The 25,936-nt window shown below is 37.4% G+C and carries 26 protein-coding genes; 2 read left to right on the top strand and 24 right to left on the bottom strand.

The window, feature by feature from the left end; all coding sequences use genetic code 11:
* Positions 1-377 precede the first annotated feature (377 nt).
* The 19 genes from AB3I12_RS06090 to AB3I12_RS06000 all read right to left on the bottom strand — a co-directional run bounded on the left by AB3I12_RS06090 (position 378) and on the right by AB3I12_RS06000 (position 20,123).
* Positions 378-902: a hypothetical protein gene (locus tag AB3I12_RS06090; protein WP_063626764.1), complete on the bottom strand. Its 525-nt coding sequence runs from the start codon at positions 900-902 to the stop codon at positions 378-380.
* Positions 903-1,262: 360 nt separating this feature from the next.
* Positions 1,263-1,658 carry a hypothetical protein gene (locus tag AB3I12_RS06085; RefSeq protein WP_053766110.1) on the bottom strand — a complete coding sequence of 132 codons (396 nt, stop codon included), beginning with the start codon at positions 1,656-1,658 and terminating at the stop codon, positions 1,263-1,265.
* 245 nt (positions 1,659-1,903) lie between these two features.
* Complete coding sequence (gene ileS / locus AB3I12_RS06080) at positions 1,904-4,696, bottom strand: isoleucine--tRNA ligase (RefSeq protein WP_063626760.1); 2,793 nt, start codon at positions 4,694-4,696, stop codon at positions 1,904-1,906.
* 258 nt (positions 4,697-4,954) lie between these two features.
* On the bottom strand, positions 4,955-5,659 hold the full coding sequence (locus AB3I12_RS06075; protein WP_010719771.1) for a DivIVA domain-containing protein: 705 nt from the start codon (positions 5,657-5,659) through the stop codon (positions 4,955-4,957).
* A gap of 20 nt (positions 5,660-5,679) precedes the next feature.
* A complete protein-coding gene (locus AB3I12_RS06070; protein WP_010738197.1) occupies positions 5,680-6,462 on the bottom strand; it encodes an RNA-binding protein in 783 nt (260 codons plus the stop codon).
* A 35-nt stretch (positions 6,463-6,497) separates the two neighbouring features.
* Entirely contained in the window at positions 6,498-6,767 is a 270-nt protein-coding gene (locus tag AB3I12_RS06065; RefSeq protein WP_034686156.1) for a YggT family protein, read from the bottom strand.
* 29 nt (positions 6,768-6,796) lie between these two features.
* Complete coding sequence (locus AB3I12_RS06060; RefSeq protein ID WP_063626758.1) at positions 6,797-7,393, bottom strand: cell division protein SepF; 597 nt, start codon at positions 7,391-7,393, stop codon at positions 6,797-6,799.
* A complete protein-coding gene (locus tag AB3I12_RS06055; RefSeq protein WP_010719774.1) occupies positions 7,393-8,079 on the bottom strand; it encodes a YggS family pyridoxal phosphate-dependent enzyme in 687 nt (228 codons plus the stop codon). The genes AB3I12_RS06060 and AB3I12_RS06055 overlap by 1 nt, the downstream gene beginning before the upstream one ends.
* A 14-nt stretch (positions 8,080-8,093) precedes the next feature.
* Entirely contained in the window at positions 8,094-9,338 is a 1,245-nt protein-coding gene (gene ftsZ, locus AB3I12_RS06050; RefSeq protein ID WP_010719775.1) for a cell division protein FtsZ, read from the bottom strand.
* Between the two features lie 22 nt (positions 9,339-9,360).
* Positions 9,361-10,689, bottom strand: coding sequence for a cell division protein FtsA (ftsA, locus tag AB3I12_RS06045; RefSeq protein WP_368015639.1), 1,329 nt, complete (start codon positions 10,687-10,689; stop codon positions 9,361-9,363).
* Between the two features lie 153 nt (positions 10,690-10,842).
* Positions 10,843-12,090, bottom strand: coding sequence for a cell division protein FtsQ/DivIB (locus AB3I12_RS06040; RefSeq protein ID WP_063626757.1), 1,248 nt, complete (start codon positions 12,088-12,090; stop codon positions 10,843-10,845).
* Positions 12,091-12,106: 16 nt separating this feature from the next.
* The gene (murG, locus tag AB3I12_RS06035; protein WP_063626755.1) at positions 12,107-13,189 is read right to left on the bottom strand and encodes an undecaprenyldiphospho-muramoylpentapeptide beta-N-acetylglucosaminyltransferase; all 1,083 of its coding nucleotides are present in this window, start codon (positions 13,187-13,189) and stop codon (positions 12,107-12,109) included.
* Positions 13,190-13,205: 16 nt separating this feature from the next.
* Entirely contained in the window at positions 13,206-14,576 is a 1,371-nt protein-coding gene (gene murD / locus AB3I12_RS06030; protein WP_063626753.1) for a UDP-N-acetylmuramoyl-L-alanine--D-glutamate ligase, read from the bottom strand.
* A gap of 13 nt (positions 14,577-14,589) precedes the next feature.
* Positions 14,590-15,552, bottom strand: coding sequence for a phospho-N-acetylmuramoyl-pentapeptide-transferase (mraY, locus tag AB3I12_RS06025; protein WP_010719780.1), 963 nt, complete (start codon positions 15,550-15,552; stop codon positions 14,590-14,592).
* A gap of 26 nt (positions 15,553-15,578) precedes the next feature.
* Positions 15,579-17,771, bottom strand: a complete 2,193-nt coding sequence (locus AB3I12_RS06020) for a penicillin-binding transpeptidase domain-containing protein (protein ID WP_010719781.1) — start codon at positions 17,769-17,771, stop codon at positions 15,579-15,581.
* Entirely contained in the window at positions 17,772-18,167 is a 396-nt protein-coding gene (gene ftsL / locus AB3I12_RS06015) for a cell division protein FtsL (RefSeq protein ID WP_010719782.1), read from the bottom strand.
* 4 nt (positions 18,168-18,171) lie between these two features.
* Positions 18,172-19,131 carry a 16S rRNA (cytosine(1402)-N(4))-methyltransferase RsmH gene (rsmH, locus tag AB3I12_RS06010; protein WP_053766114.1) on the bottom strand — a complete coding sequence of 320 codons (960 nt, stop codon included), beginning with the start codon at positions 19,129-19,131 and terminating at the stop codon, positions 18,172-18,174.
* 20 nt (positions 19,132-19,151) lie between these two features.
* Positions 19,152-19,583: a division/cell wall cluster transcriptional repressor MraZ gene (gene mraZ / locus AB3I12_RS06005; protein ID WP_014834189.1), complete on the bottom strand. Its 432-nt coding sequence runs from the start codon at positions 19,581-19,583 to the stop codon at positions 19,152-19,154.
* 171 nt (positions 19,584-19,754) lie between these two features.
* Positions 19,755-20,123 carry a DUF3397 domain-containing protein gene (locus AB3I12_RS06000; RefSeq protein WP_010719785.1) on the bottom strand — a complete coding sequence of 123 codons (369 nt, stop codon included), beginning with the start codon at positions 20,121-20,123 and terminating at the stop codon, positions 19,755-19,757.
* A 255-nt stretch (positions 20,124-20,378) separates the two neighbouring features.
* Between AB3I12_RS06000 and AB3I12_RS05995 the strand changes: the two genes are divergently transcribed.
* On the top strand, positions 20,379-21,335 hold the full coding sequence (locus tag AB3I12_RS05995) for a magnesium transporter CorA family protein (RefSeq protein WP_063626751.1): 957 nt from the start codon (positions 20,379-20,381) through the stop codon (positions 21,333-21,335).
* 69 nt (positions 21,336-21,404) lie between these two features.
* Positions 21,405-21,521 (top strand): DUF4044 domain-containing protein, encoded by a 117-nt coding sequence (locus AB3I12_RS05990; protein ID WP_010719787.1) that lies wholly within the window; start codon positions 21,405-21,407, stop codon positions 21,519-21,521.
* Positions 21,522-21,743: 222 nt separating this feature from the next.
* Here the strand turns inward: AB3I12_RS05990 and recN are convergent, their stop codons facing one another.
* From recN to AB3I12_RS05965, 5 genes are all read right to left on the bottom strand, one after another.
* Positions 21,744-23,423 carry a DNA repair protein RecN gene (recN, locus tag AB3I12_RS05985; RefSeq protein ID WP_010719788.1) on the bottom strand — a complete coding sequence of 560 codons (1,680 nt, stop codon included), beginning with the start codon at positions 23,421-23,423 and terminating at the stop codon, positions 21,744-21,746.
* Between the two features lie 17 nt (positions 23,424-23,440).
* Positions 23,441-23,890, bottom strand: coding sequence for an arginine repressor (argR, locus tag AB3I12_RS05980; protein ID WP_010719789.1), 450 nt, complete (start codon positions 23,888-23,890; stop codon positions 23,441-23,443).
* A gap of 99 nt (positions 23,891-23,989) precedes the next feature.
* Positions 23,990-24,808, bottom strand: a complete 819-nt coding sequence (locus tag AB3I12_RS05975; protein WP_010738204.1) for a TlyA family RNA methyltransferase — start codon at positions 24,806-24,808, stop codon at positions 23,990-23,992.
* 14 nt (positions 24,809-24,822) lie between these two features.
* The gene (locus AB3I12_RS05970; RefSeq protein WP_063626749.1) at positions 24,823-25,707 is read right to left on the bottom strand and encodes a polyprenyl synthetase family protein; all 885 of its coding nucleotides are present in this window, start codon (positions 25,705-25,707) and stop codon (positions 24,823-24,825) included.
* Positions 25,707-25,931, bottom strand: coding sequence for an exodeoxyribonuclease VII small subunit (locus AB3I12_RS05965; protein ID WP_010719792.1), 225 nt, complete (start codon positions 25,929-25,931; stop codon positions 25,707-25,709). Before AB3I12_RS05965 ends, AB3I12_RS05970 begins: the two co-directional genes overlap by 1 nt.
* Positions 25,932-25,936: the final 5 nt, after the last annotated feature.

Below are 25,936 nucleotides of genomic sequence, written 5' to 3'. Positions count from 1 at the left end.
ATATCTTTTAAAAGAACGTTTGAACCTGAGCACTTCCAACTTTTTTATAGGAACATTCACAATAAAATTTCAAGGAAGCTCTCTATGTTTGAAACAATTATTACTTATTACCTTGGATTTCGTGCTTTGAATATAGAGTTTGATTAAGTCAAACTATAGCTAATATGAAAAATTAAATAAGGAAAGATTCTGAGTCAAAATAGATTATCTATATTTTAAGGATAATAAATAAACAATTAATCAGGCGTTTAGAATCGTTTTTTCATTTAAATAGTATGCATTTTTCTAGTCTTCTAGCACATACTTGGGCAATAAAAATTATTAAAAAATTTCGAACAGAACATGTTCCGTTCGAATTATGTATACGGTCAATGAAGTTACTGATTATACCAATATTGATATCGATAATTTTGGTAAACAAACACTCTGCCATGTTTAAAGTTACTATCAGCAGAAATAATAGTGAATAATCCCGATAATAACCAACCTGCTCCTCCAGGTATTATTTTTCCTAATGCACCAATACCAAATGTTTTGATAGCATTTAATGTATTTTTAGTAAGATATACTTTAAAATTTCCTGAACTTATTTTACCTTCTATCGTATTTACGCCATTAGATCTAGGTACTTTCAATACTGGAATAGCTTGAGATTCTTTTACAGAGTTGTAAACATCAGCATCAGTAAATGTAATTGAGAAATCGTCACCAATCACTTCTACATCAACATTAGGATTTTGTTGGGCTTGTTTTAATAGTTCTGCTATTTTGTTTGAGTTTTTTCCATCTTTTATCTCCAATACATTCTCTGAAGCATCTACATTGAGTAGAGTTATAAAACAAGGAATTAATAATACTATCGAACAAAAATATACCCAGATTTTTCTTACTGCCTTTTTCATAAAAATTCCTCCTAAGTTAAATAAAGATAAGTAATGATAATAAACAAAAGCAAAAAGAAAATTACAATAAGTGGTTCCATCCAAACTTTATCTGATTTTATAAATATATTTTTTTTACTTTTCTTTATTCCCCAACCATATTCATTTGGAATAAATAGTTCTAAAGAAAAGCCAATTGCTAATAACACTATTGATAAATAAGTATGATTTTTAATTAATGAGTAAATAAATGTAAAATAAAGTAATAGCTGTATTACCTTAACAACCCTAACAGAATTAATTGTTCTCAACCTCAATATATTGGCACCTTTCTCAAGCTTAATAGCTATATTTATTTAATTATACTTATTTTTGTTGCTACTATGCTCTAAACAATAAACCAGTATATTGATAGTATGCACCAATGTGAGTACCATTTTTATACCGACCTGTCCAGTTTACATATCCTTGATATTTTTTCCCATTTTTGTATTTCACTTGCCAAATCTTTGTCATACTTGGAATCCAGCGACTTGTACCATGTGGCTTATTTTGCATATAGACATAATCGTTAAAATTCATCGTATCAACACCACGTTGTAGACTAATCTCTGTAATATTACTATGTAAATCAGTACTAGAATTATCGAAATAATTATTGCCAGTAAAGTAATTATTGTTTTCACTAGCAAAAATAGTTTCACCTAAAATACCCATTGAACAAGAAGCAAATACTAACAATGACACGAGTAAGTATTTTACTAAATTTTTTGACATAATTTTCACCTCCTTCTATAAATTTGTGAAATAGTCTACTAACCTAGTTTAACATTTAATTTTTTGTTAATTGCTTTTTTTCATAAAATGTTGTTTTGAACTCAAAACTGTTTAAAATTTAATTAGCTCCTTTTTCAATAGAATAAATGTTATTAGAGAATAAAAAAACATCAAAGCTAGTAACTCTTACTAACTTTGATGTTTTTTAGATAACTTTCCTTTAGTCACCAAACATGACCAAATTTTTATTCAAATCCTTCTGCCACTGCTTCTGGATAGTTTTCTTCAACGATGTGCGCACAGCGTCCACATAAGTGTGGTAATTTTTCATCAACGCCCACGTCTTTGCGGATTTGACGACAACGATCGCATGTTTGTCCGTCAGCTTTTTCTACTAAAATGGCTACGTCATCAAATTTCACCGCAGCTTCTGGTACTTCTGCGTTAGCTGACATCACTTCATAGTAATCTGGTGACACGATCAACAATTGTGGAATATCCGCATCCACAGCTGTCAGCAATCCACGAACTTGTTCATTTGGATAGATCGTCAACTTCGCTTCCAAAGATTTACCGATCAATTTATTGTTTCGTGCTTCTTCTAAAGCTTTTAACACTTTATCACGGAAGTCCATAAATGCTGCCCAAGTATCCATCAATTCTTCTTGATTTGGATACTCTTGGTAACCTGGAAGTTCACTTAATTGAACAAACTCTTCTTCTTCTTTTAAGAAAGACCAAATTTCTTCTGCAGTATGTGGAATAATCGGTGTTAATAATTTTGTTAAAGCTACTGCTGTTTGATAAAACACAGTTTGCATGCAACGGCGTTGGTAATCATTTTCTGATTCGATATAAACAACATCTTTAGCAAAATCCAGATAGAACGCAGATAGATCTACTGTTAAAAAGTTCATTACGGTACGATAGATGTGCATGAAGTTATATTTCTCATATCCTTCTTCACGAATTTCTTTAATCACTTCGTTCAATCGGATAGTCATATATTTATCTACAGAACGTAATTCTTCAAATGAAATCGTATCTTTTTGTGGATCGAAGTCTTCAGTATTTGCAATCAAGAAGCGCATCGTATTTCTGATTTTGCGGTAAACTTCTGCTACTTGACTTAAAATGTCCATGGATACACGTACATCTGCTTCATAATCCACACTAGCTACCCACAAACGTAAGATATCCGCACCAAATTGTTTGATCACTTTATCTGGCAAGATCGTGTTACCTAACGACTTACTCATCTTACGCCCTTCGCCATCCAGAGTGAAGCCTTGAGAAAGGACAGATTTATACGGTGCAACCCCATTGATTGCCACACTTGTAGTAATACTTGAATTGAACCAGCCACGGTATTGATCAGAACCTTCTAGATACATATCAGCTGGAAATGATAGTTCTGGACGTTGACGCAAGACTGCTTCGTGAGAAGAACCTGAATCAAACCAAACATCCATGATATCTGTCTCTTTCGTAAACTGTCCATTCGGTGATCCTGGATGCGTAAAGCCTTCTGGAAGAAGATCTTTCGCTTCTTTCTCAAACCAAATGATTGAACCATGTTCAGCAAATAGTTGTGCTACGTGTTCAATCGTTTCAGGCGTAATGATTGCTTCTCCATTTTCAGCATAAAAGATTGGTAATGGCACACCCCATGCTCGTTGACGTGAAATAACCCAGTCGCCACGATCACGGATCATATTGTAAAGACGTGTTTTACCCCAAGGAATGATCCAATCTACTTTCTCTACTTCCTCTAAAATATTTTGTCGGAAATCGTCGATTGAGGCAAACCATTGTGGTGTAGCACGATAAATCACAGGTTTTTTCGTACGCCAGTCATGAGGATAACTATGTGTAAAGAAGTCAAGTTTTAATAAAGCACCTTTTTCTTCTAACAAATCAGTAATCATTGGATTTGCTTTATCGTAAAAGACACCTTCGAACCCTGGTGCTTCTTCTGTATAAACCCCTTTTGAATCTACTGGAGAAACTACTGGCAATTTATATCTGTTTCCTGCAATATAGTCATCCTCCCCGTGACCTGGTGCTGTATGGACTAATCCAGTACCAGCGTCTAAAGTTACATGGTCGCCTAAGATGACTAATGATTCCCGCTCATAAAACGGATGCCAAGCAGTCATGTATTCCATTTCCTGACCAGCAATCTCTTTCAACACCTGAACATCAGACCAACCGATTTCAGTTTGAACTTTTTCTAATAAATCTTTTGCAACGACAAATTTACGTCCATCTGCTTCGATTAAAACGTACGTATAAGTTGGATTTACTGCAATCCCTTGGTTTGCTGGTAATGTCCATGGCGTAGTTGTCCAAATAACGAAAGCTGTATCTTCATCTAACAACCCTTTGCCATCTTTCACATTGAAAGCCACAAAGATAGAAGGAGACTTCACATCTTTATATTCGATTTCTGCTTCAGCAAGTGAAGATTCACTTGACGGAGACCAATAGATTGGTTTCAATCCTTTATAGATATAGCCTTTTTCAGCCATTTTACCGAAAACACGGATTTGTGCCGCTTCGTAAGAAGGATCCAATGTGACATATGGATGCTCCCAATCGCCTGCCACTCCTAGTCGTTTGAAATCTTCTCGTTGTTTGTCGACTTGTGAAAGGGCATATTCACGACATTTTTCTAAGTACTCTGACATTGTCATTTCTTTTCGTTTGATCCCTTTATTGGCTAATACTTGTTCAATCGGTAAACCGTGAGTATCCCAACCTGGAACATAAGGTGCACGAAATCCTGACATTGATTTTGAACGGATAATGATATCTTTACTGATTTTATTTAATGAATGTCCTAAATGGATATTTCCATTTGCATAAGGAGGTCCATCATGTAAGATGAAACTTGGCTTTCCTTCATTTAATTCTTGTCTTTTTTGATAAATTTTATTTTCTTCCCATTCTTTTTGCCAATCCGCTTCACGATTAGGCAAATTACCACGCATTGGGAATTTTGTTTTACCTAGTTGTAAGGTTTCTTTCATTTTCATAAACCAGTTACGCTCCTTCTTTCATCATTTTAAAGAACACAAAAAAGCATGTTCATCCAAAGGGACGAACATGCCGTGGTACCACCCAAATTCAGTTACATGATCATGTAACTCTTAAAAACCAATAACGAGGTCAACCGTTGTTTCTTACTCCTATTTCAGAAACAATTTTCGTAGAGGATCTTTCACTTTGCAGGGTCTTGCCGAACTTCCACTATCATCGGCTCGCTGAAAAGAATGACAAAATGCTTTTCTGTTCTACTCTTCGTCATCACCAGGAATGATCGAAATATCGATCGCCTGTGTATCAAATGCAGTCATTGGTGCTTCCATGATGCCTGTGTCTGAGTTTACATCAGTTTGATTTTCATTGTCAAGTTGTTTTGCTAAAACTTCTTTGATCACTTCATGACTATCTGACACATAGCTTGAGAAAGGTTGTAAAATTTCATCCCATTCTGGACTTTTTACTTGTTCTAATTGAGATTCTAACATCAAGCTGATTCGTTGGTGGAAAACTCGTGTTTTTTTCTTTAAGTCTTCTGTTTCAACTGCTAGCTGTTTTGCTTTTTCAGTTGCATCTGTTAGGATTTGTCTTGCTTTTTCTTCCGCATCTGTCGTTAATTGGTGCGCACGTTTTTCAGCCGTAGCCACTAATTCATCCGCTTTGTTTTGAGCAGATGTCACGATTACTTCGGACTCTTTACTTGCACTTGTTTTAACTTTATCCGCTGTGTCTTGAGCAACGATGATTGACTGATTCAATGCATCTTTTAGTTCATTGAAATATTCTAATTTTTCTTCTGAATGTTTCACTGCTTTTTCAAGTTCACGGTTTCGTTGCGTGATTTCTTCATAGTCACGAACAACTAAATCTAAGAAATCATCTACTTCGTCTTGATTGTATCCCCGCATTTTTGTGGGGAATGTTTTGTTTTGGATATCTAATGGAGTTAAAGCCATGTGTAAACCACCTTTTTGTTTTATTTACGTAATACACCAAATAATACCCTGTATTTTTCTTTTTTGGTTTTTCCTTCAAGTTCTTGAATTTGGATTCGACCAAATCCTCTGATCGAAACGATATCTAATAACTCAAGTAAAAAATCAGGGCGTGTATTTTCTGTCCAATTTACTTTTACTTTTCCAGACTCAATCAGCTGCTTCGAACGCTGTCTGGAAATATTATAAATCTCCGAGATCACGCTGTCTAGTCTCAATGAAGTCACTGTACCTCTTTCTTGTGTCCAACCATCTTTTGGCACAAGTAATTCCGTATACTTGATTGGCTCCATCCGAACAGAGACTTTGCCGATTTTTGTTACTTGCGTTGCTACAAACTGTTCAACTTCTCTTGCAATGAACACTTGCCAGCGATCACCATCAGAAATGATATCACCAAAGTAAGCTCGTTTGATACCTGTACCAACCAATGTACCTAATACTTTTCCATGAGTCAAACTAGCAAACTTACTCGGATAATGGATTTCATAAAGTGACACCTCAAAATCTTCGTCAGTAGGCTCATAATAGTCAGGAAAAATCAAACATCGCTTCCGTTCTGCTTGCTCATAACCGCCATAAAATGAAAAGTGTAATTCACTATCTTGACGGATCAGCGTCTCTAGTATATAGGATTGTCTTGGATCAAGAAAGTCAGTAAGATAAGGTGCATATTGCCCTTGTACCTGTTCGATCCAATCACCTACTGAATCGATGAAAGAACGTTCATCTGCACGGAAATGCTGATAAACATTAGCATCCATATTTTCCCCTCCTATCAGCTACTCCTTTGATCGTTTTAATAAATTGCCATGACTATCCATAAAACGATATGTTGAAGACCTTGTACTGCTAAGTTTAAAATCAAGATCGCAGCTAGAATCGTAAAATCAATTCCACCAAATCGAAGTGGAAGCCGATCAAATAACTGGATATACGGTTCACAGATTTTTGCTAAAAAGCGACCAATCCCTGATTGATATCCTCCTGGAAACCAGGATAAAAGTGCATAAACCATTAACAAAAGACTGTAAAAGTAGGCTGCTCGTCCCAGCAGATTAAGTAATATAAAAATAATATAAATTGTCGTTCCTCCTCTTATAGGTCAAATAGGTTCACGTCTGCAAAAGATTGTGCTGTTGAACTATCGATTTCCATTCCAGTTGGCGTGCATAGAAAAATCTCGTCACCTACTCGCTTAATGTCACCATCTAATGCATAGACAGTGCCAGTTAAAAAATCAACGATTCTTCTCGCTTGTTTTTCTTCTACTAAATGGAAATTTACTAATGTTGCTTCACCAGCAATGATTCGTTTAGCAATAGCCATTGCTTCAGAATAAGCTCGTGGTTCCATGACCGTAATTTTTCCAGCTAAATTTGTTTTAGGTGCAAAAGAAGTTTTTGCTGTTTCTTCTTTACGTGTTTTTTTAGCTGGTGTTTGATGTAATTCAATCACTTTTTTTGTTTCATTTGCCGCTACACTTTCACGAGCAACAGGACGTGTTGTTTGTTGCGCACGTGGCTTTGAGACAGCTCTTGGCTGGCTCATTTGAGATTGTGTTGGCTGTATTGGTTTCTTTTTTGTTGTAGGCTGTGCTACAGCCGGCTTAGATGTTTCAGGATACTCCTCGTACTCTTCCTCATCAGCTAATCCGAAAAAATTAGCAATCGCACCTCTATTTAAAAGTGGCATTATTGTTCCTCCTCGTCTTTGAATAGCGCTGTTCCTACACGGATGAATGTGGCACCTTCTTCGATTGCCAGTTGAAAGTCCTGACTCATTCCCATGCTTAATTCCGTACATGGTGCATGCGAAAAACCTTTCGAATGAACAAGATCACGCAATTCTTTCAGCGTTCCAAATACTTTGCGAATTTGTTTAGCAGAAGCCTCTTTAGGTGCCATCGTCATTAAACCAACAACCTTTATTTTAGACAAAGCAACTAAAGATTCGATAAAAGGAACCAGCTCTTCTGGCGAAAAACCATGTTTGGATGCTTCACCAGATACATTCACTTCCACAAAACAATCGAGGGGTTTTGTTGCCCTTTTTTGTATTTCTTCTGCTAATTTCAAACTGTCTAATGCGTGAAAGCAATCAATTTCATTTATAATCAATTTTACCTTTCTACGCTGCAAATTACCAATTAAATGCCACTTTACATCAGGATAATTAACTAAATCTTGTTTTTTTTGTAACAATTTATCTACGCGGTTTTCTGCGCAGTTTTTTACACCCTGTTCAATCAATTTTTCTGCCGTAGCAGAATCCACTGATTTGGTGACAGCGACTAGTGTGACTTCTTTCGGATCACGATGAACAAGAGCACACGAGTCCTGAATCTCTTGCTCGATTTTTAGCAAGTTGTCAGCAATCATGTGCTCTTCCTCCTTTATTTTTTACGACGGAAAAATGGTGGTGTACTTAATTCATCGTCACCTTTTGCTTTTGTTTCTTCACGATTGAATGTATCAAATTCTTTTTTTTCGATAGGTTCAAAATTCGTTTCTTCAACTCTAGGACGGACATTTTGTTCACGTCTGATGTCCCAATCACCAAAACTGCTATTTTCTTCTTCAGCAGAGATTGGTTTTGCTTGATCCATATCTAAAACTGTTTTTTGAGTAGATGATTGCATTTGTGTTTGTCTAGCCGGACGACTAGACTTGCGTTCCTTTTTTGATTCGTCGATACCCGTTGCAATAACCGTTACACGGATTTCATCGCCCATTTCTTCATTGATTGATGTACCTAGAATGATGTTAACATCGCCTGTAGCAGCATTTGCTACGATATCTGAAGCATCTTGAGCTTCAAATAAAGTCATGTCTAATCCACCAGTGATGTTAAGCAAGACTTGCTCAGCTCCATCGATTGATGTTTCAAGAAGTGGAGAAGAAATAGCTTTCTTCGTCGCTTCGATCACACGTTCTTCACCGCTTGCTACACCGATACCCATTAACGCTGTTCCTTGGTTTTCCATAACAGTTTTCACATCAGCAAAGTCAAGGTTAACGTAACCTGGGGCTGTAATCAAATCTGAGATCCCTTGAACCCCTTGACGTAATACATTATCAGCTTCACGGAAAGCTTCTAACATTGGTGTTTTCTTGTCAACTACTTCAAGAAGACGGTTGTTTGAGATAATCAATAATGTATCGACATTTTCTTTCAAACGTGCGATACCTTCAGCAGCAAATCTGCCACGTTTTGGTCCTTCAAAAGTGAATGGTCGAGTTACGACACCGACAGTTAAAGCACCAAGTTCTTTAGCAATTCCTGCTACGATTGGAGCAGCACCTGTACCAGTTCCGCCTCCCATACCTGCAGTAATGAAAATCATGTCAGCGCCATCTAAGGCTTCGCGTAAAGCTTGTTCACTTTCTTCGGCAGCTTTTTGACCAACTTCTGGTTGAGAGCCTGCACCTAGTCCGCGTGTATATTTAGGTCCTAATTGGATAACTGTTTCAGCTTTTGAATTTTTCAATGCTTGGACATCTGTGTTGGCAGTGATGAACTCAACACCTTTTACATTTTCTTCAATCATACGGTTAACAGCATTTCCACCGCCGCCACCGACACCGATGACTTTGATTACTGCGCCGTCATTGATATTATTATCAATTGAGAATTCCATATTTTATTCCTCCCAGGATGAATTAATCAAAAATTTTTGAAAAGAAACCTTTAATTTTAGTTGTTACATCTTCGTCTGATTTCTTTTGTTCAGGTTCGTCGTAGACCGTTTCTTCTGGAACATCATAGCTATCATTATCATATGATGTCACTTCTTGTTCTACAGTTGTGTGATGCGCGACCACTGTTTCACCTGTCACAGCAATTTTAGCCAATTGATAGACTTCACTCAAGTTAGCTGAGTAATCCACGATGCTGATTACATTAGTAAAGACTGGATTACGAAGTCCCATTTGGTTAGGTACATATAGCTTAACATTCACACCAAAAATCTCTTGTGCCAGATCAACAACACCTGGAAGGCTTGCAGCACCACCAGTTAGTACGATACCACCAGGTAACTCTAGTGCTTCGATTTGGTCTAACGCTTCTTTGGCTTTATTGAAAATCTGTTCCATACGGGCTGAAATCACTTCTGATAAATAGCGTTCATCCACTTTGACAGGTTCAGATTGACCGATCACATCTACTGGAAACTCTTCATTTGCAGAAGTACGTTCTGGATAAGCATCCCCATAATTGATTTTTAACGCTTCAGCATTATTGAATGACGTATTCAACACAATCGAGATATCTTTTGTGACGAACTCGCCACCTTCTTGATCTAGACTAGTGAACTTCAATTGTTTGTCATGCATAACAGCTGTTGTCGTTTGTCCACCGCCCATATCAATCACGATCGTTCCAAAATCTTTTTCTCCATCTGAAAGGATTGTTTCTGTTAAAGCTAATAGTGTAATGACTAATTCATTGACAACCAATCCTGCATTTTCTACACATTTACGGATATTATGAACAATCGTCTTTGGCCCAGTAAATAACAAGCCATACATTTCTAATCTGACACCGATCATTCCACGAGGATCTTTGATTCCTTCGAATCCATCAACGGTAAAGTCTTGTGGCAAAATTGATACGATTTGACGTTCAGGAGGAATTGAACGAACAAGGGCAGCTGAAGCCACGTTTCTGACATCTTCATCGGTGATTTCTTTCGAATCCCCGTTTACTGCAATCATTCCTTGGCAATTTTCCACTTCAAGCAAGTTTGCTGGTAGACCAACACTAACCCCTTTGATCTGTATTCCTGCTTTTTCTTCTGCTTGTCTTACTGCTCGTTGTATCGCTTGGACCGTTTTATCGATATCAACGATAATGCCGCGGTTAATCCCTTCTGATTTTGCGTTTCCTACTCCAATAATATTCATTTGGCTGTCGATATATTCAGCCACGACAACTTTGACAGATGTCGTTCCAATATCAAGGCCTACATACATTCCTGTTTTTGCCATGAACGGGATTCCCTCCTACTTACTATTCCATATACAAGCGAACAACTAACGTCCGTTTTTAAATATACTTTAATAGATATATTCACTGCCTTCAATTCTACCATAAATTACCGGTTTTTAGAAAGTAGATTATCACTTTTTAAAGCTGTTTTATTAATTTTCGGTTAAATCTGAAGACGATGAACTTGAATTGTCATCGATTTGGCTAGATTCACTTGTATTCTCTGACTGACCTGCTTGATTTGACTCAACTGATTCCGAAGATTGGTCTGACTGATCACTTGATGCTCCCGATTGTCCTGTGAGATTTTCGGTAGAACTTGTCTGCACAGATGAATCTGTTGCTCCGCCATTCTCCTTCTTGCTTTCACTGTAAGGATAAGAGAAAATCCCTACCTCCATATCAATGACGCCCTTTTCCTTCATCTCTTTAGCGACTTGTGGATAATATTTCATTTGACTGGCTAGATTTTGAATATTGACGATCACTTGGTTCCCATCATTCATATTTAGTTGGATCAAATTTTTATTGCTCTCTTTTGGTGTATATTTGATTTCTGAAATTGCTTTTTGTAATTCTGAAGTTAATTGATTATATTCTTTAACCAATTGACTAATTTTGGCGTTATCTGTGAAATTCTCTAGAATTGGTAAATTCTTAGTCGGATTTGCTACTTTTTCCTTTAAGACTTTCCCATTTTCGATTACTGGAAAATATTCGCCGTCCTTCATCACTAAAGCAATCTCTTTGTATTCTTTGATAGCCAACTCAAAAGTATTGATTGACTTAAAATGCAATTGTGCGCTCTCTACTCTTGGTTGTTCTTTTTTCAAAGTATCAAGATATTGGTTTTTATGGAAATACTGACTCCAAACATTTCCATCAATTGCCAAATGAGAGTCGGCAATGGCTGTTTGACTCGTAATCATTTGGTTCCCTGAAACTGTTATCCCTTGCAGTCGACTATAAGGGGAAACATAATAAATCAAAAAAATCAGTGGGATCGTTAGGATTGAAATAATAAAAGTCAGTCTTCGATAAAGAACTTTATTTCGTTGATTTTTCAGATTCGGTAGCCGATTTAAAAAAGAGCCATTATAAGGACTACCAATTTTTGGTTGTTCAATTTTTTCAAATGACTCAGAGTCTCCTTTTTTCATTGGATCAGAAGCGGTTGCTTCTTGCTTCTCACCTTCCGCTGAGTCTGCTTCTTTAGTAGCGGAAGTGGATGCTGCCGGCTCATTTGTATTTTCATTTTTTTCTTCTTTTTGCTCTTCTTTTTGTTCTTCCTTTTTTTCGTGTTCTGCCAAATATTTCCGGTTGGCCTTTTGCCAAGGAGTTAGATTTTGTTCACCCTCAGATTCATTTGGCAGCTTGTCTGGCTTTTTTTTCTTACTCACTAAGACCACACCACCTTTATTTTTGAATTAATGATTTTACTAGCTCGTACATTCTTTCTGATGCGTCTGGGATTCCTTGCTGTTTAGAAGCTAAAGACATTTGTTTTTGTAATTGATCATTGGTCATGATCTCTTCAATCGCTTGTTTTAGGGAACGTCCATCTAATTCGTCATCTTTGATCATCTTCGCTGCATTGTTTTTGACTAAGCTCATTGCATTTTTTGTCTGATGGTCATTCGTCACATAAGGACTTGGAATTAGAATAGCTGGCAAGCCTAAAGCTGTTAATTCAGCAATCGAAGTCGCACCTGCTCTACCAACCAATAGATCGCTTGATGCCATTACTTCTGCCATTTTATTGATATAAGGCTGTATGCTGACATTGGCACAAGCAGGAACTTTCGTTTGGATATCTTTATAATAGCGTTCGCCTGAGGCATAGAGAACCTGGTATTCCTGATCGAACGACATTAAAAATTCTGTCACTGCCTGATTGATTTTTAAAGCCCCTTGACTACCACCAAAAATCAAGACTGTTTTTTTCTCTGGATCAAGACCATAAGTGGCTAAAATTCTCGATTTATCCATATCCGCCACTTCTTGCGCCCGAGGATTACCGATCAAAGACGATTTTTCTGCAGGAAAAAATGGAGCAGCATCTTCAAAAGAAAGTGCGATTCGATCCACATAGCGACTTAAAAATTTATTGGTGATGCCAGGCACACTATTTTGTTCATGGATGATCGTAGGAATCGCTAACTTAGATGCCGCATAGACTACTGCACCCGACACGTAGCCCCCAGTCCCAATCACCACATCTGGTTTAAATTCTTTTAAAATTTTTTTTGCTTCTCGAATACTTTTTAAAAAAAGTTGGATAGTCTTCAGATTATGTAGCGAAAGTTTCCGCTGAAATCCTTGTATTTCTAGCGTACGAAAAGGCATCCCGGTCTCAGGAACAATCTTATTTTCTAAGCCTCTTTGCGCTCCAACGTACATAAACTCAGTATTCGGCTCTTTTGTTTTTACATAATTGACGAAGGCTAGTGCTGGATAAATATGCCCGCCAGTTCCGCCACCAGTAACCAAAATTTTCATTCATTCTCGCTCGTTTCTACTTTTGTATAGTTAGTTTATTGACAGCTTCCATAAATCGTTCGCCTCTAATTTCAAAATTAGGGTATTGATCCCAACTTGCATTTGCTGGTGACAATAAGATCGAATCACCCTCTTCACTCAATTCAAGGGCGATCGGTACAGCGGCTTCTGCGTTTTCAGCTGTCTTGATCACAGGGATACCTGCTTTCTTGCCCGCATCTGCTAATCTATTTTGAGTTTCCCCAAAAGTGATCAACGCTTTGATGCCTTTTAAAGCTGGTATCAACTCATCAAATGAATTTCCCCGATCCAGACCTCCAGCGATTAATACTAATTGATCTAACTGAAAACCACTTAATGCCATTTTAGTAGCTAAAATATTAGTTGCTTTTGAATCGTTATAAAACTTCCTTCCTTGGAATTCCCCCACATACTGTGTACGATGCGGTACTCCATGGAAATGGTGTAAAGCATTTTTGATCGCTTCATTTGAGATACCATATAATTTAGCAACTGAGATGGCAGCTAGTGCGTTCTCAACATTGTGTGAACCAGGAACACCCAATTCTGTAATATCCATGATTTTTTCTTGGTTATAGTAGATACTGCCATCTAAAGAATAGGCACCTTTAGGTAGTTTTTGTTCCGTGGCAAAAGGTAACACCGTTGCTTTAGTCTTTTTACTGAGTTCTCTTAGCTCTTCTTGATTCCAATTCAAGATCAAATAATCTTTCTCTGTCATATTCTGTTGTAAATGCCATTTTGCTTTTACATATTCTTTTCTCGTTTTGTGGTAATCGATATGAGCCTCATAAATATTGGTTACTACTGCTACATGGGGACGAAAATCAGTGATTCCCATCAATTGGAAACTAGATAGTTCCATAACGATTTTATCGTCAGCTGTTGCTTCTTGCGCCACACTACTAGCTGGATAACCGATATTCCCGGCTAGGCGAGCTGTTCCTGGCAAATCACCAGCATTCAATAACAAGCCTGTCATAGTTGTTGTTGTTGTTTTACCATTTGTTCCTGTAATCCCAATAATCGGACATTCCGCTACCTCGTAAGCTAATTCCACTTCCGTAATTACCGGAATACCCAGTTCTTGTGCTTTTTGAACAAATGGATGACTATACGGAATCCCCGGATTTTTCACCATCAAAGAAAATTCTTCATCCAATAATTCAATCGGATGGCTTCCAGCAATCACTTTGACTCCCAGTGATAGCAACTCTTGTGCTTCTGGATTTTCATCAAACGGCTTTCCGTCATTAACAGTGACAAGTGCGCCCAACTCATGTAACAGTTTGGCCGCACTAAATCCACTTTTCGCTAATCCAAGAACAAGGACTTTTTTGTTTTCATATGTTGAAATTTTTTTCATTTCCTGTCATCTCCTACCAAATGAACCATAGTGTTATTAAAGAAGTTACAATACTTACTAACCAAAAAATGATGTCGATCTTCCATTCCGACCAACCACACATTTCAAAATGATGATGGATAGGAGACATTTTGAAGATACGTTTTCCTGTTAATTTGAAAGAAGTAACTTGAAGCATCACACTTGCTGTCTCCATAACATAAATCAAACCAACTAATAACAATGTCCACTCTTGGTTTAGCATAATAGAAATTGCTGCCAATAATCCACCTAATGCCAGAGAACCAACATCGCCCATGAATATTTTGGCTGGTTTACGATTATAAGCAAAAAAGCCAAGTAACCCACCAAGCACACTTAAACAAATAACTAAGACATCATATTGTTGTTGATGCCAAGCAATGATCCCGTACGTTGCAAAAGAGATCGTTCCTAGTCCAGCAACTAATCCGTCAATCCCATCTGTCAGATTAACCGCGTTTGAAAAACCAACAAGCCAGAAAATAGCAAATACCCCATAGAATAGTCCAAGTGGCAACTCTATTCCAAAGAAATTTAACGTACCAGGATAGCCTTCTGAACGATAGACAAGATAAAAAATGATCCCGCCAATGATCTGCCCTAGCAGTTTTTGTTTAGAGTTTAGCCCCATGTTTCGTTTTTTAAAGATTTTAATGAAATCATCTAAAAATCCGATCACACCATATAAAGCTAAAACAAATAGTAGGATGAAAAGAGTAGGCGTCAACTGATTTTGCCAAGCGCCAACCCAAATTCCGGTTAATATTGCTGCAACTAAAAACACCAATCCACCCATCGTTGGAGTTCCGGCTTTTACATTATGCCATTTTGGTCCTTCTTCACGAATCGCCTGCCCTTGTTTTTTCATTTGAAAATACCCAATAAATAGTGGCATTGCTGCAATAGTCATTGCACAACTACTAACGATAGGAATCAATGCTTGTGTCCACTCCATACTCTTTTTCTCTCCCAATTCTATTCTTATTCTTCTAATGTAAAACTTAATTTTTTATCAGTGATTTTTTCATAGGGTGCTAAACTTTGCTCCTTACAGTAACCATCGCCATGGAAGGTGACTTCAACCCCTAAGATTTTCCCTAACTTCATAATATCTGCTTTGGACCAATCGGTGACATCAGGCATTAGTTTTTCTCCGCCTGTATACAAGATCAGTTTTTCGCCAGAAATCAATTGATCACCATTTGCAGTAGATTGTTTCTTCACTTTTTTCCCATCACCAACAACGATAGGTTGCAATCCACTTTTCTGTGCATCTGCTGCGGCAACGTCAGCACTTAGATTACGGTAATCTGCTACAGTGATTTTTTCTGTTTTTGCTTCTGGTGAATTTTCTTCTTCACTTTCTTGGAAGTCCATCGCACGTTTCATCAATGGATTAGCGATTTTAGCTAAAGCCATTCGATCGTAAGTCTTAGGATGTTTCATCGTAATGTATAAAACATACTCTGGATCTTCAGATGGAACCATTTCGACGATGGAATATAAGTATGCTGTATCACCAGTTTGGTACCCACCTTTATCAGAAGCAATCTGTGCCGTACCAGTTTTAGCTGAAACATTATAACCCGGCACACTATATACCCCATATGCACTACCATAATTTTCGCTTTCAACTACGTCACGCATATATTCTCGTACTTTTTCGGTCGTTTCTTTTGAAAATGGTTGCCCTAATACTTCCGTTTGCGTTGTACGCTCTTCATTCGTTGCAGGATCTACAACTTTACTGATGTAGCGTGGTTGGATCATCGTTCCATTATTTGCGACGGAAGTGAAAGCTTTCATCATTTGGAAATTTGTAACACCAATCGCTTGCCCATAAGAACTCATTGCGCGGTCAACGATATTTTCTGTTGGCAAAGCACCATTTACTTCATCATCTAGACCTGAATGAGTACTTTGACCAAAACCTAATTTTTGTAGGTAGTTGTACCAAGTACCGCCCATTCGTTGCTCCAGCATTACCATCCCAACATTACTTGACCAAGATAACGCTTGTCGCATCGTAAGAACTCCTTTTGCTCCAAAATCGTGGTCGTTGATCGTCGCGTCAGCAACTTTTATTTTCCCAGATTGGTACGTTTCATTCTCATTGAATTTTCCTTCTTGGATCGCTGCTGCAGTCGTGAAGACTTTCATAGTTGAACCAGGCTCATAGCTATCTTGCACTAAGAAATTACGCCAAACAGCATCCTTGCCGGTTAAACCTTCCATCGTTTCAGGATTAAAAGTAGGTCGTTGACCCATTGCTAGAATTTCTCCAGTTTTCGCTTTCATCAACATGGCTGTTAATTCTTCTGGTTGGTATTCTTCATTCACTTGATCCATAAGCGTTTCAAGGTAACTTTGTAAACGACTATCCAACGTCGTATAGATATCTTGTCCGTCAACTGCTTTCACTTCTTCTGCCACTGTTCCTGGTAGAGGATTTTGGTAGTTGTCTTTTTGGTAAACGATCTTCCCATTTTTACCACTTAAAATATCATTATAAGCAGCTTCTAGTCCGAGCTTTCCAACTAAGCCATTTTCATTTTTATCTGGAACAGCATAGCCGATAAAGTGGGAAGCAAATTCGCCGTTAGGATACATCCGTGCGGGATGATCTTCAAAATACAGACCGACTACTCCTGCTTTCTTCATATCGTCTTCTATATTCTGTTTGGTCTCTTGACTGATATTTTTTCCATAAGAACCAAATTCAACTTGATATAGATTATTTTTGGCGCCATCTTTTAAGATTTGTAAGGCATCGTTCTTTTCTATAGAGAGATTTTTATTTAGTATCTCGGCGATTTTGTCAAAGTTCTTTTCTTCGGCATACAATTTTTTGTCACCAGAAGTATAAGTTTTTGAAAGGATTGCTTTGATTGAGTAAGAAGTGGCATCTTCTGCCAAAGCGACCCCATTCCGATCATAGATCGTTCCTCGTTTTGCTTTTACGACCTCGCTCCCTTTGTAAAGTTGTTCGGTCTTTTCTGCCAAAGAGGTTCCTGCCACGTGACCACCGATCACGATATAAGAAAAACGAACGGCAAATAAAAAGAACAATCCAATACTCGTAGCAAATAAAATGATACCTACTTTTTTGCGATTGTTCGTCGGATTTAGATTTTTCTTTTCCATAAACCGCCGGAATTTATTTTTAAGACTCATTTACTTCACTTTCCTTAAATTGTCGTCATTGATTGACAACCCTTTTTCTTCTGCGATTTTTTTGATTCGTTCAGTACGTGATAATTCATTTTTTTCCTGTACTAAACTAGTTTTTTCTTGGTTTTTTTGAGTGATCTCTGTTTGAATCGTTGTGATTGCTTTTTCGACACCACTAATATTTGTTCGTAACATGACTGTTAAGACACATAGTGCGATCACTGAAAAAATAATACTTACTACTGCTAATTTTTCTAAAACAGAAATATGTTTTAGGCGTTTAGCCGGTGATTGAGGGCGTACGATTTCTTGATTTGAATCTGGCAATTGTTGTTCTGGTTGATCAACCACTTCTGGTAAATCATATGGATATTCTTGGACTTTTTTTAATTCTGCCATTACGCTACTCCTCTTTCACTCGTATTTTTTCAGCAATCCGTAATTTTGCACTACGTGATCGATTATTTTCACTTAGTTCTTCTTCTGATGGAAGAATCGGTTTTCGATTAATCAACTTCAGCTCTGGCTGAAATTCTTCAGGAACAACCGGTAATCCGGGTGGTAAATCTTGAACGGTACTGTATTCTTTGAACATACTTTTGACAATTCGATCTTCTAATGAATGGAAGGTGATCACACTGATTCTTCCATTGATTTTTAATAGCCGAATCGCCTGTTCTAATGAGGCTTCTTCTGCACCTAATTCATCATTTACTGCAATTCTTATTGCTTGGAAAATTCGTTTAGCTGGGTGTCCACCTTTTCTTCTTGCTGGTGCAGGAATCACATCTTTAATGATTTCTACTAATTCACCAGTTGTTTGGATCGGATGGATTTTTCTTACTCGTTCAATTTCTCGAGCAATTTGTTTAGAAAATTTTTCTTCGCCATAACGAAAGAAGATTTTTACTAATTCATTATAGGAATACTCATTAACAACGTCATACGCTGACAGAGGTGCTGATTGATCCATACGCATATCCAAAGGAGCATCCTGATGATAACTAAAACCTCGTTCAGCTTCATCTAATTGTGGAGAAGATACGCCTAAATCATACAAAATACCATCGACTTGAGGAACATGCTCTTTTATCTTTGCTTCTAATTCACGAAAATTCGCTTTGATAAAAGTAACCATACCTTTTTCAATGTATGGGGCTAACCGTACTTTTGCATGATCAATGGCTTTTTGATCCTGATCGAATGCATAAAGGTGCCCGTTTGTATTTAATTGGCTCAAAAGATATTCACTATGTCCGGCACCGCCTAGTGTACAGTCTACATAAATGCCATCTGGTTTGATGTTCAAGCCATCTACCGTTTCTTTCAACATGACTGTATAGTGTTGAAATGTCTCAGTCATTAGTCAGCCTCTTCCTATTCTTATAGTCCAAAATCAATCATATTTTCAGCAATTTCATCAAAGTTTTCTGCTGCCACTTCAGAAAATTCTTGCCATCGTGCCTCATCCCAAATCTCGATTCGATTGGATACACCAATGACAACACATTCTTTCGTTAAAGCAGCGTAGTTTCTTAATGTACTGGGAATGTTGATCCGTCCTTGTTTATCTAATTCACATTCAGTGGCCGCCGAGTAAAAAAAACGCACAAAAGTTCGAGCATCTTTTTTCGCTAAAGGCATGTCGTTCAGTTTTGTTTCTAAATTCGCCCACTCTTTCATTGGATAGCCAAAAAGACAGCCATCTAATCCACGCGTGAGAACGAATTGTTCACCTAACTCTTCACGAAGTTTTGAAGGTACGATCATACGACCTTTTGTATCAATATTATGCCGAAATTCGCCCATGAACATTGAAACTACCCCCATCTCTCCACTAACTAAAATTAGTCTACCACAATCCCCCACTTTCTACCACCTTTTATGGGAAATCAGAGAATAACTTTTTTATTAGTAAAAAAAATTTTAAGAATCAAGCTGTAAAAAGTCTTTAAAAAGTCTTTTTACAGCTTGATTGGCTTTTTATCAAAGATACGAGAGAAGATTTAAGACGATTAAAACGACATAAAAACCACTTGTTAACAAGAAAGCTAAGCGCCAAGTCATTTTAAGATAACGTGAATAGATAATTTCATCATAGTAATACGCCTGGAATACAGCGATACAAATCGCCATCAACAAAAGTGAAATCATAAAGAAAGGCAAGAAGGAAACTGTCGCAGAATTGCGTGACAATGCATGCATCCCTCCCCATAAAAAAGGAACGGCAAGATCAGGCGCTTTGATTTTAAAACGACGATCTAATGAAAAAATTTTCACTAAAAAATTACAGCCAAACAACACGATGGCTGGAAAGATATACCAAAATAAAACAAGTGGCGTAAAAGTGCCCATCTAACAAAACTCCCTTTCATAGTTGGTTCAAGTATACCTGATGTATTTTACACAACTATTTCATTTATTTTAAATTTATAAAGTTTTCTACTATTTTTACTTCTTAGATAAAAATCTAATCCAAATTGTATGAGTCCACTCCTTTAATACTACCTTTTTCCTGTTCCTAGCCAATCCCATTTTCCAAGCTCTTTCACTGTGTTCTATTCTGATATTCGTTATAATAGATGAAAGAGCGTATTAGGAGGTTCAAAAATGATCAAGTATTTTTCTATCGAGGATCGACAATTGGTCAATACTCAAAAAGAAACAGCAGAGACGATTTGGTATTGCGTCGAACGTCCGAGTGAAGATGAAATCCAGCAAATCACACACCAATTTCAAATTCCGTCTGATTACATTACTTCTATTTTAGACGATGCTGAAAATTCACGAGAAGAAGAATTTAATCAGACCAAATTAACAAAACCAGCGTTATTATTATTGCAATACCCGTTTCCAAAAACAAGCCCAAGCGGCTATTTTCAAGTAGATACTTACCCTTTTTCTATTATTGTGACACCTAAAAAAAAGCTTATCACAATTACGAATCATGAACCACTCTTTTTGAAAAAAGTATTTAGTCAAGCTTTTGCTGAAAATGATTTACCAGCCAACTTAAATATCTTCATGCAATTATTGTGGCAAATTACTTTTTCTTACAATACTTATCTCAGCACCTTACAATCACAATGCGATGTCTTGGAAAAACAATTGCGTGTCTCAACAGAAAATAGTCAACTTTATCAAATCATGGATATCCAAAAAAGCTTGGTTTATTTCAAAGAAGCAACAACGGCTAACTTGACCACTTTAAAAACCTTAGTAAAAAACAAAACGATTCAAGAAAACCACGCTTTAAAAAATCATCTCCATGATGTGATTATTGAAACCGAACAATCACGCACTACCGCTCGAATTCAATTAAAACTAGTTGAACAAATGAATCAAACCTTTTCAGCGATTGTTTCTAATAATCTAAACAATATTATGAAAATTTTAACTTCTCTAACGATCATCTTGACGATCCCGACCATCATTGGTAGTCTATATGGAATGAATATCAAGCTTCCTATTGCAGGAAGGGACGATGCGTTTTTATGGATTATTCTACTGATGATTTTTATCAGTATCGCTACTGCTTATTATTTAAAAAAGGGAAAGTTTTTGTAACCGTCCCCTTGTGAAGAAAAGTAAAAGGAGTTAAACTAAAGACAACTAAAAAATTTCGAGGTAAAAATTATGCGCGAGAATAAACAAACAAGTACTTTTTCAAAAATCACTAAATTCGTTGTTTGGACCATGTTGATCTTAACGATTGGTTCAGTTGTCTTGACTGCAGTTATGAGTGTCATGTAAGAATGGCTTAAAAACCAACAAGTCCCGCACTTCCCAAAAAGAAGTGCGGGACTTGTTTTTTTACCTTGCTAGGAAAGAATGTTCGCTTGCTAATGGTTCGTTTTTTATAAGAAAGCCAAGTGTCGTTTTAGTTGCTGCCATACAAGTGGCATCTCTGAGTCAAATAACTGTTCATTCTAAGAATCCTCTTCTCTTAGACTGCTCAGGCTTCTACCTATTTTTCTATTTACTTGCTAAGCGTAATAATTCTTTGGCATGCTCGACTGTTAGTGGGGTAATTTCACTTCCAGCTAACATTCGGGCAATTTCGGTTTCTCGTTGTGTGGGTTGTAGTTCGGTAACCGATGTTTGGGTACGCCCATCAATGACTTCTTTTTGAATATAGTATTGAAAATCGGCAACTGCAGCGACTTGCGGTAGATGGGTAATACACAAAACTTGTGAGTGACATGAGATCTGTGAGATCTTATCTGCAATCGCTTGGGCAACTCGGCCGCTTACTCCTGTATCCACTTCATCAAAAATGATACTAGTCACACCTTGTTCTGAAGAAAAAATAGTTTTTAACGCCAACAACATACGTGATAGTTCCCCACCCGAGGCAACTTTTACTAATGGCTTCAATGGCTCTCCAGGATTTGTGGTTATGTAAAATTCCACTTGGTCCAATCCATTAGCATCTAATTGTCCATTTTTTTCAGATGAAAAACGGACTTCAAACTCCGTGTTTTCCATATATAGACTTTTTAATTCCGTTAAGATTGATTTTTCTAGTTCTTTAGCGATTTTTTTTCTTGTTTTATGCAGTGCTAATGCTTGTTCTTGCAAGAACGTTTCTTTTTTAGTTAATTCCAGTTGCATTTTTTCTAGTTGACCTTCTGAGAAATCAGAAGAATCCAGTTCTTTAGTGATTTCTTCGTAATAATCAAGGATTGCTTCCACTGACTCCCCATATTTGCGTTTCAACTGACGAATCAATTCAAGCCGTTGATTGACTTCTTCTAATCGGTTTTCATCCAATTCCAACAGATCGATTTGGCGACTCATGTCACCAATGGCATCTTGAAGTAAATAATAAGCACTTTGAACATTCTCAACGATTGCTTCATATTCATTATCTAGATGAGCAATGCTTTGTAGTTCAGAAACAGCTAAACCAACGTTATCCACACTACTGGGTTCTCCCGCACTCAATGCACTATAACCACTAGCAAAACTATCCACGATCTTTTGATAATTGCTTAATTTTTCTCTTTCCTCGCTTAACTGTTCCTCTTCGCCAACTTGTAAATCAGCTGCTGCGATTTCTTCTTGTTGAAAATGAAGCATGTCGATCCGTTGAACAAATGATTTTTCATTTTGTTGGACTTTCCGCATTTTTCGTTCGAGCTCACGATAGATAGCATACTCTTTTTGATATTTTTTCTTTTGTTGTTGAAAAGTACGATCACCAAAACGATCCAATAAATTTAAATGGGCTTCTGGTTGTAATAGCTCCTGGTGTTCATTTTGTCCTTGAATATCAACTAGATAACTTCCGATCCTTCTAAGGTTTGCCAGCGTAACAATATGTCCATTGACTCGGCAGACATTTTTACCCGTTAATGCCATATCACGACGAACAATCAAGTTATCACCATCTGATTCGATGCCAAGTTCTTCCATCAATTCAGTAAATCCTTCTTGACTTGGCCATTCAAACAACCCTTCTAAGATACACTTATCGGCTCCTTGGCGAATATAATCACTGGAGCCTCTACCACCAGCCAGTAATCCAAGGGCATCAATGATAATCGATTTACCTGCCCCGGTCTCGCCAGTTAGAGCTGTCATTCCTTTATGGAAAGACAAATGCAATTCCGGAATAATCGCAAAATTAGTAATACTGATCTCTTGTAACAAGGCAACCACTCCTCAACTCAAAGGTAATGTAAAAAATCCATTTTCAATGCAACTGCATCTTCTTCTGTTCGTGTGATCATCAACACATTATCGTCATCATTAATGATGGAAAACAATTCTTTTTTATATCGTTTATCAATTAAATTAGCCGCAGCAGAAGCGTTGCCTGGTAAAGTTTTTAAAATGACAAATTTTTCCATTTGATCAACAGCCACAAATGCATCTTTCAATAACTTTTCTAATTTCGTACTAACGTCTTCAGTAGTTTCTGCAGGAAGACTATAGCGATAACCTCCATCAGCTGCAGGAACTTTGATGAGTTTAAGTTCTTTGATATCTCTGGAAATCGTTGCCTGCGTCACTGAAATCCCTTTGTTTTTCAGGATCTCCACAAATTCTTCTTGTTTTCTGATATCATTTTCATTTAGTAGCCGGGTAATCAAACGATGCCGATCTTTTTTTCGCATACGTTCTTCGCTCCTTTACGTATTCTTCCTTACTATGATAGCTTATTTCAAACGCTTAATAAAGAAGAATCCGCTGTCTTCTTTATTGCTTGCCCGACATTATTTGTGGTTAAACTGGTTGTGGGCTTCTTGGACGATCTTTTCGGGCGCCACATCTGGAGATAACGTTCCTTGATCAGAAACTTTTTTCAAATGGGCTAAAAATTCAATGTTCCCCTCTCCACCGGTTATTGGCGAATAACTTAAATCTAATACATCATACCCATGCATCGCAGCAAAGTGTAAAATATCCTCAATCACTTGTACATGTGTTTGAGGGTCACGAACGATCCCATTCTTGCCAACTGCTTCTTTCCCCGCTTCAAATTGTGGTTTGATCAAAGCAATCACTTCGCCACCGTCAACTAAAATTTCGTGTAATGGCACTAACATCAAACGTAAAGAAATGAATGATACATCGATGACGGCAATCTCTGGGGTTCCTTCTTGAAAATCTTCTGGTTTGGCATAACGAAAATTCGCTCTTTCCATTACTACAACTCGTTCATCTTGTCTGATTTTCCAAGCTAATTGATTATACCCAACATCCAGAGCATAACTCATTTTTGCACCATTTTGTAAAGCCGCATCGGTAAAACCACCCGTTGATGCTCCAATATCCAATAATATTTTTCCTTCTACAGATAAATCAAAGACCTTTAGTGCCTTTTCTAATTTCAATCCTCCACGAGAAACATAAGGTAATTTTTTGCCTTTGATCTGTAATTCACTACTTACAGGGATTTTTTCCCCTGGCTTATCGAAACGTTCATTTTTTTCGTTATAGATCAAACCAGCCATAACTGAACGTTTGGCTTGCTCTCTCGTTTCAAACAAGCCTTGCTTGACTGCTAAAACGTCTACGCGTTCTTTTTCCATTTTTTTCTCCATTTCTATACACTGAATTGCTGAACTAATTGACGTAAAAGTTGTCCATCGAATGAACATACCGTTTGTTCTAACTGATCAATCATTCGATTCGCCGCATCAATCTCATTTTCAAGTGCGCTTTTTGTTTCTTCGATACCTAATAAACCTGGATAAGTCGTTTTTTCCATTTTAGCATCTTTACCAGCTGTTTTACCTAATACTTCAGTCGTGCTAACCACATCGAGCAGATCATCACGAATTTGAAAAGCAAGGCCTAGATGACTGGCTAATTTTTGTAGGCTAGCTAAAACTTCCTCCGGTTGGTTTGCTAATACTCCTCCCGCTAATAAAGCGTAGTGCATCAAGCGACCAGTTTTTCTTTCGTGGATAAACATTAATTCCTCTAATGTTAATTGTTTTGTTTCTCCCTCGATATCCGCTGCTTGACCAGCAACCATCCCTTGGGTTCCCGCATTGATTGCTAATTGTTGCAGCAGTAAAAGTTTTGGTGAGTTCGCTAAATGAGCCATACTGATGAGTTGAAAGGCACCTGTCAATAACCCATCTCCTGCTAAAATAGCCAGTGCTTCCCCGTAGATTTTATGGTTTGTTGGTTTCCCGCGGCGTAGATCATCATTGTCCATTGCCGGAAGATCATCGTGAATCAACGAATACGTGTGGATCATTTCCAAAGCAGCTGCTACTTGATAAGTTGTTGTATTGATCGATTCGCCAAACGCAGCTACTGTACTCAGTAAAAGCAAAGGACGAATCCGTTTGCCTCCAGCGCGAACGGAATAAAGCATACTTTCTTTCAACTGTTCATCAGAAGTGTAGTCATTTAGAAAAGAAACAATTTCTTCTTCTACAGAAGATAGATGGATCGTTGAAAAATCAGCCAACTTCATTATGCTTCCTCATTTCCTTCAAAAGTAACTTCTTCATTTGCCTCTGACATCATTTTCGTCAAGGTTTTTTCAGCTTTAGTTAAAGTATCTTGGCAATGCTTACTTAATTCCATTCCTCGTTTAAAAGCATCTAAAGCAGATTCTAAAGGTACATCACCTTGTTCTAATTCCATGACAATTTTTTCTAATTCTTGTAATGATTCCTCAAATGTCGGATTTTCCATATTGA

Source organism: Enterococcus sp. C65 (assembly GCF_040887165.1).
In the GTDB taxonomy this organism is placed as follows: Bacteria; Bacillota; Bacilli; order Lactobacillales; family Enterococcaceae; genus Enterococcus_B; species Enterococcus_B hirae.
The sequence above is the reverse complement of the archived record's forward strand: the minus strand, read 5'-3'. Positions and strand labels throughout refer to the sequence as shown.

Coding starts and splice junctions, on each gene's coding strand:
- AB3I12_RS06090 (WP_063626764.1), bottom strand. CDS start 902: ATGAAAAAGGCAGTAAGAAAAATCTGGGTATATTTTTGTTCGATAGTA.
- AB3I12_RS06085 (WP_053766110.1), bottom strand. CDS start 1,658: ATGTCAAAAAATTTAGTAAAATACTTACTCGTGTCATTGTTAGTATTT.
- ileS (WP_063626760.1), bottom strand. CDS start 4,696: ATGAAAATGAAAGAAACCTTACAACTAGGTAAAACAAAATTCCCAATG.
- AB3I12_RS06075 (WP_010719771.1), bottom strand. CDS start 5,659: ATGGCTTTAACTCCATTAGATATCCAAAACAAAACATTCCCCACAAAA.
- AB3I12_RS06070 (WP_010738197.1), bottom strand. CDS start 6,462: ATGGATGCTAATGTTTATCAGCATTTCCGTGCAGATGAACGTTCTTTC.
- AB3I12_RS06060 (WP_063626758.1), bottom strand. CDS start 7,393: ATGCCACTTTTAAATAGAGGTGCGATTGCTAATTTTTTCGGATTAGCT.
- AB3I12_RS06055 (WP_010719774.1), bottom strand. CDS start 8,079: ATGATTGCTGACAACTTGCTAAAAATCGAGCAAGAGATTCAGGACTCG.
- ftsZ (WP_010719775.1), bottom strand. CDS start 9,338: ATGGAATTCTCAATTGATAATAATATCAATGACGGCGCAGTAATCAAA.
- ftsA (WP_368015639.1), bottom strand. CDS start 10,689: ATGGCAAAAACAGGAATGTATGTAGGCCTTGATATTGGAACGACATCT.
- murG (WP_063626755.1), bottom strand. CDS start 13,189: ATGAAAATTTTGGTTACTGGTGGCGGAACTGGCGGGCATATTTATCCA.
- murD (WP_063626753.1), bottom strand. CDS start 14,576: ATGAAAAAAATTTCAACATATGAAAACAAAAAAGTCCTTGTTCTTGGA.
- mraY (WP_010719780.1), bottom strand. CDS start 15,552: ATGGAGTGGACACAAGCATTGATTCCTATCGTTAGTAGTTGTGCAATG.
- AB3I12_RS06020 (WP_010719781.1), bottom strand. CDS start 17,771: ATGAGTCTTAAAAATAAATTCCGGCGGTTTATGGAAAAGAAAAATCTA.
- ftsL (WP_010719782.1), bottom strand. CDS start 18,167: ATGGCAGAATTAAAAAAAGTCCAAGAATATCCATATGATTTACCAGAA.
- rsmH (WP_053766114.1), bottom strand. CDS start 19,131: ATGACTGAGACATTTCAACACTATACAGTCATGTTGAAAGAAACGGTA.
- mraZ (WP_014834189.1), bottom strand. CDS start 19,583: ATGTTCATGGGCGAATTTCGGCATAATATTGATACAAAAGGTCGTATG.
- AB3I12_RS06000 (WP_010719785.1), bottom strand. CDS start 20,123: ATGGGCACTTTTACGCCACTTGTTTTATTTTGGTATATCTTTCCAGCC.
- AB3I12_RS05995 (WP_063626751.1), top strand. CDS start 20,379: ATGATCAAGTATTTTTCTATCGAGGATCGACAATTGGTCAATACTCAA.
- AB3I12_RS05990 (WP_010719787.1), top strand. CDS start 21,405: ATGCGCGAGAATAAACAAACAAGTACTTTTTCAAAAATCACTAAATTC.
- argR (WP_010719789.1), bottom strand. CDS start 23,890: ATGCGAAAAAAAGATCGGCATCGTTTGATTACCCGGCTACTAAATGAA.
- AB3I12_RS05975 (WP_010738204.1), bottom strand. CDS start 24,808: ATGGAAAAAGAACGCGTAGACGTTTTAGCAGTCAAGCAAGGCTTGTTT.
- AB3I12_RS05970 (WP_063626749.1), bottom strand. CDS start 25,707: ATGAAGTTGGCTGATTTTTCAACGATCCATCTATCTTCTGTAGAAGAA.
- AB3I12_RS05965 (WP_010719792.1), bottom strand. CDS start 25,931: ATGGAAAATCCGACATTTGAGGAATCATTACAAGAATTAGAAAAAATT.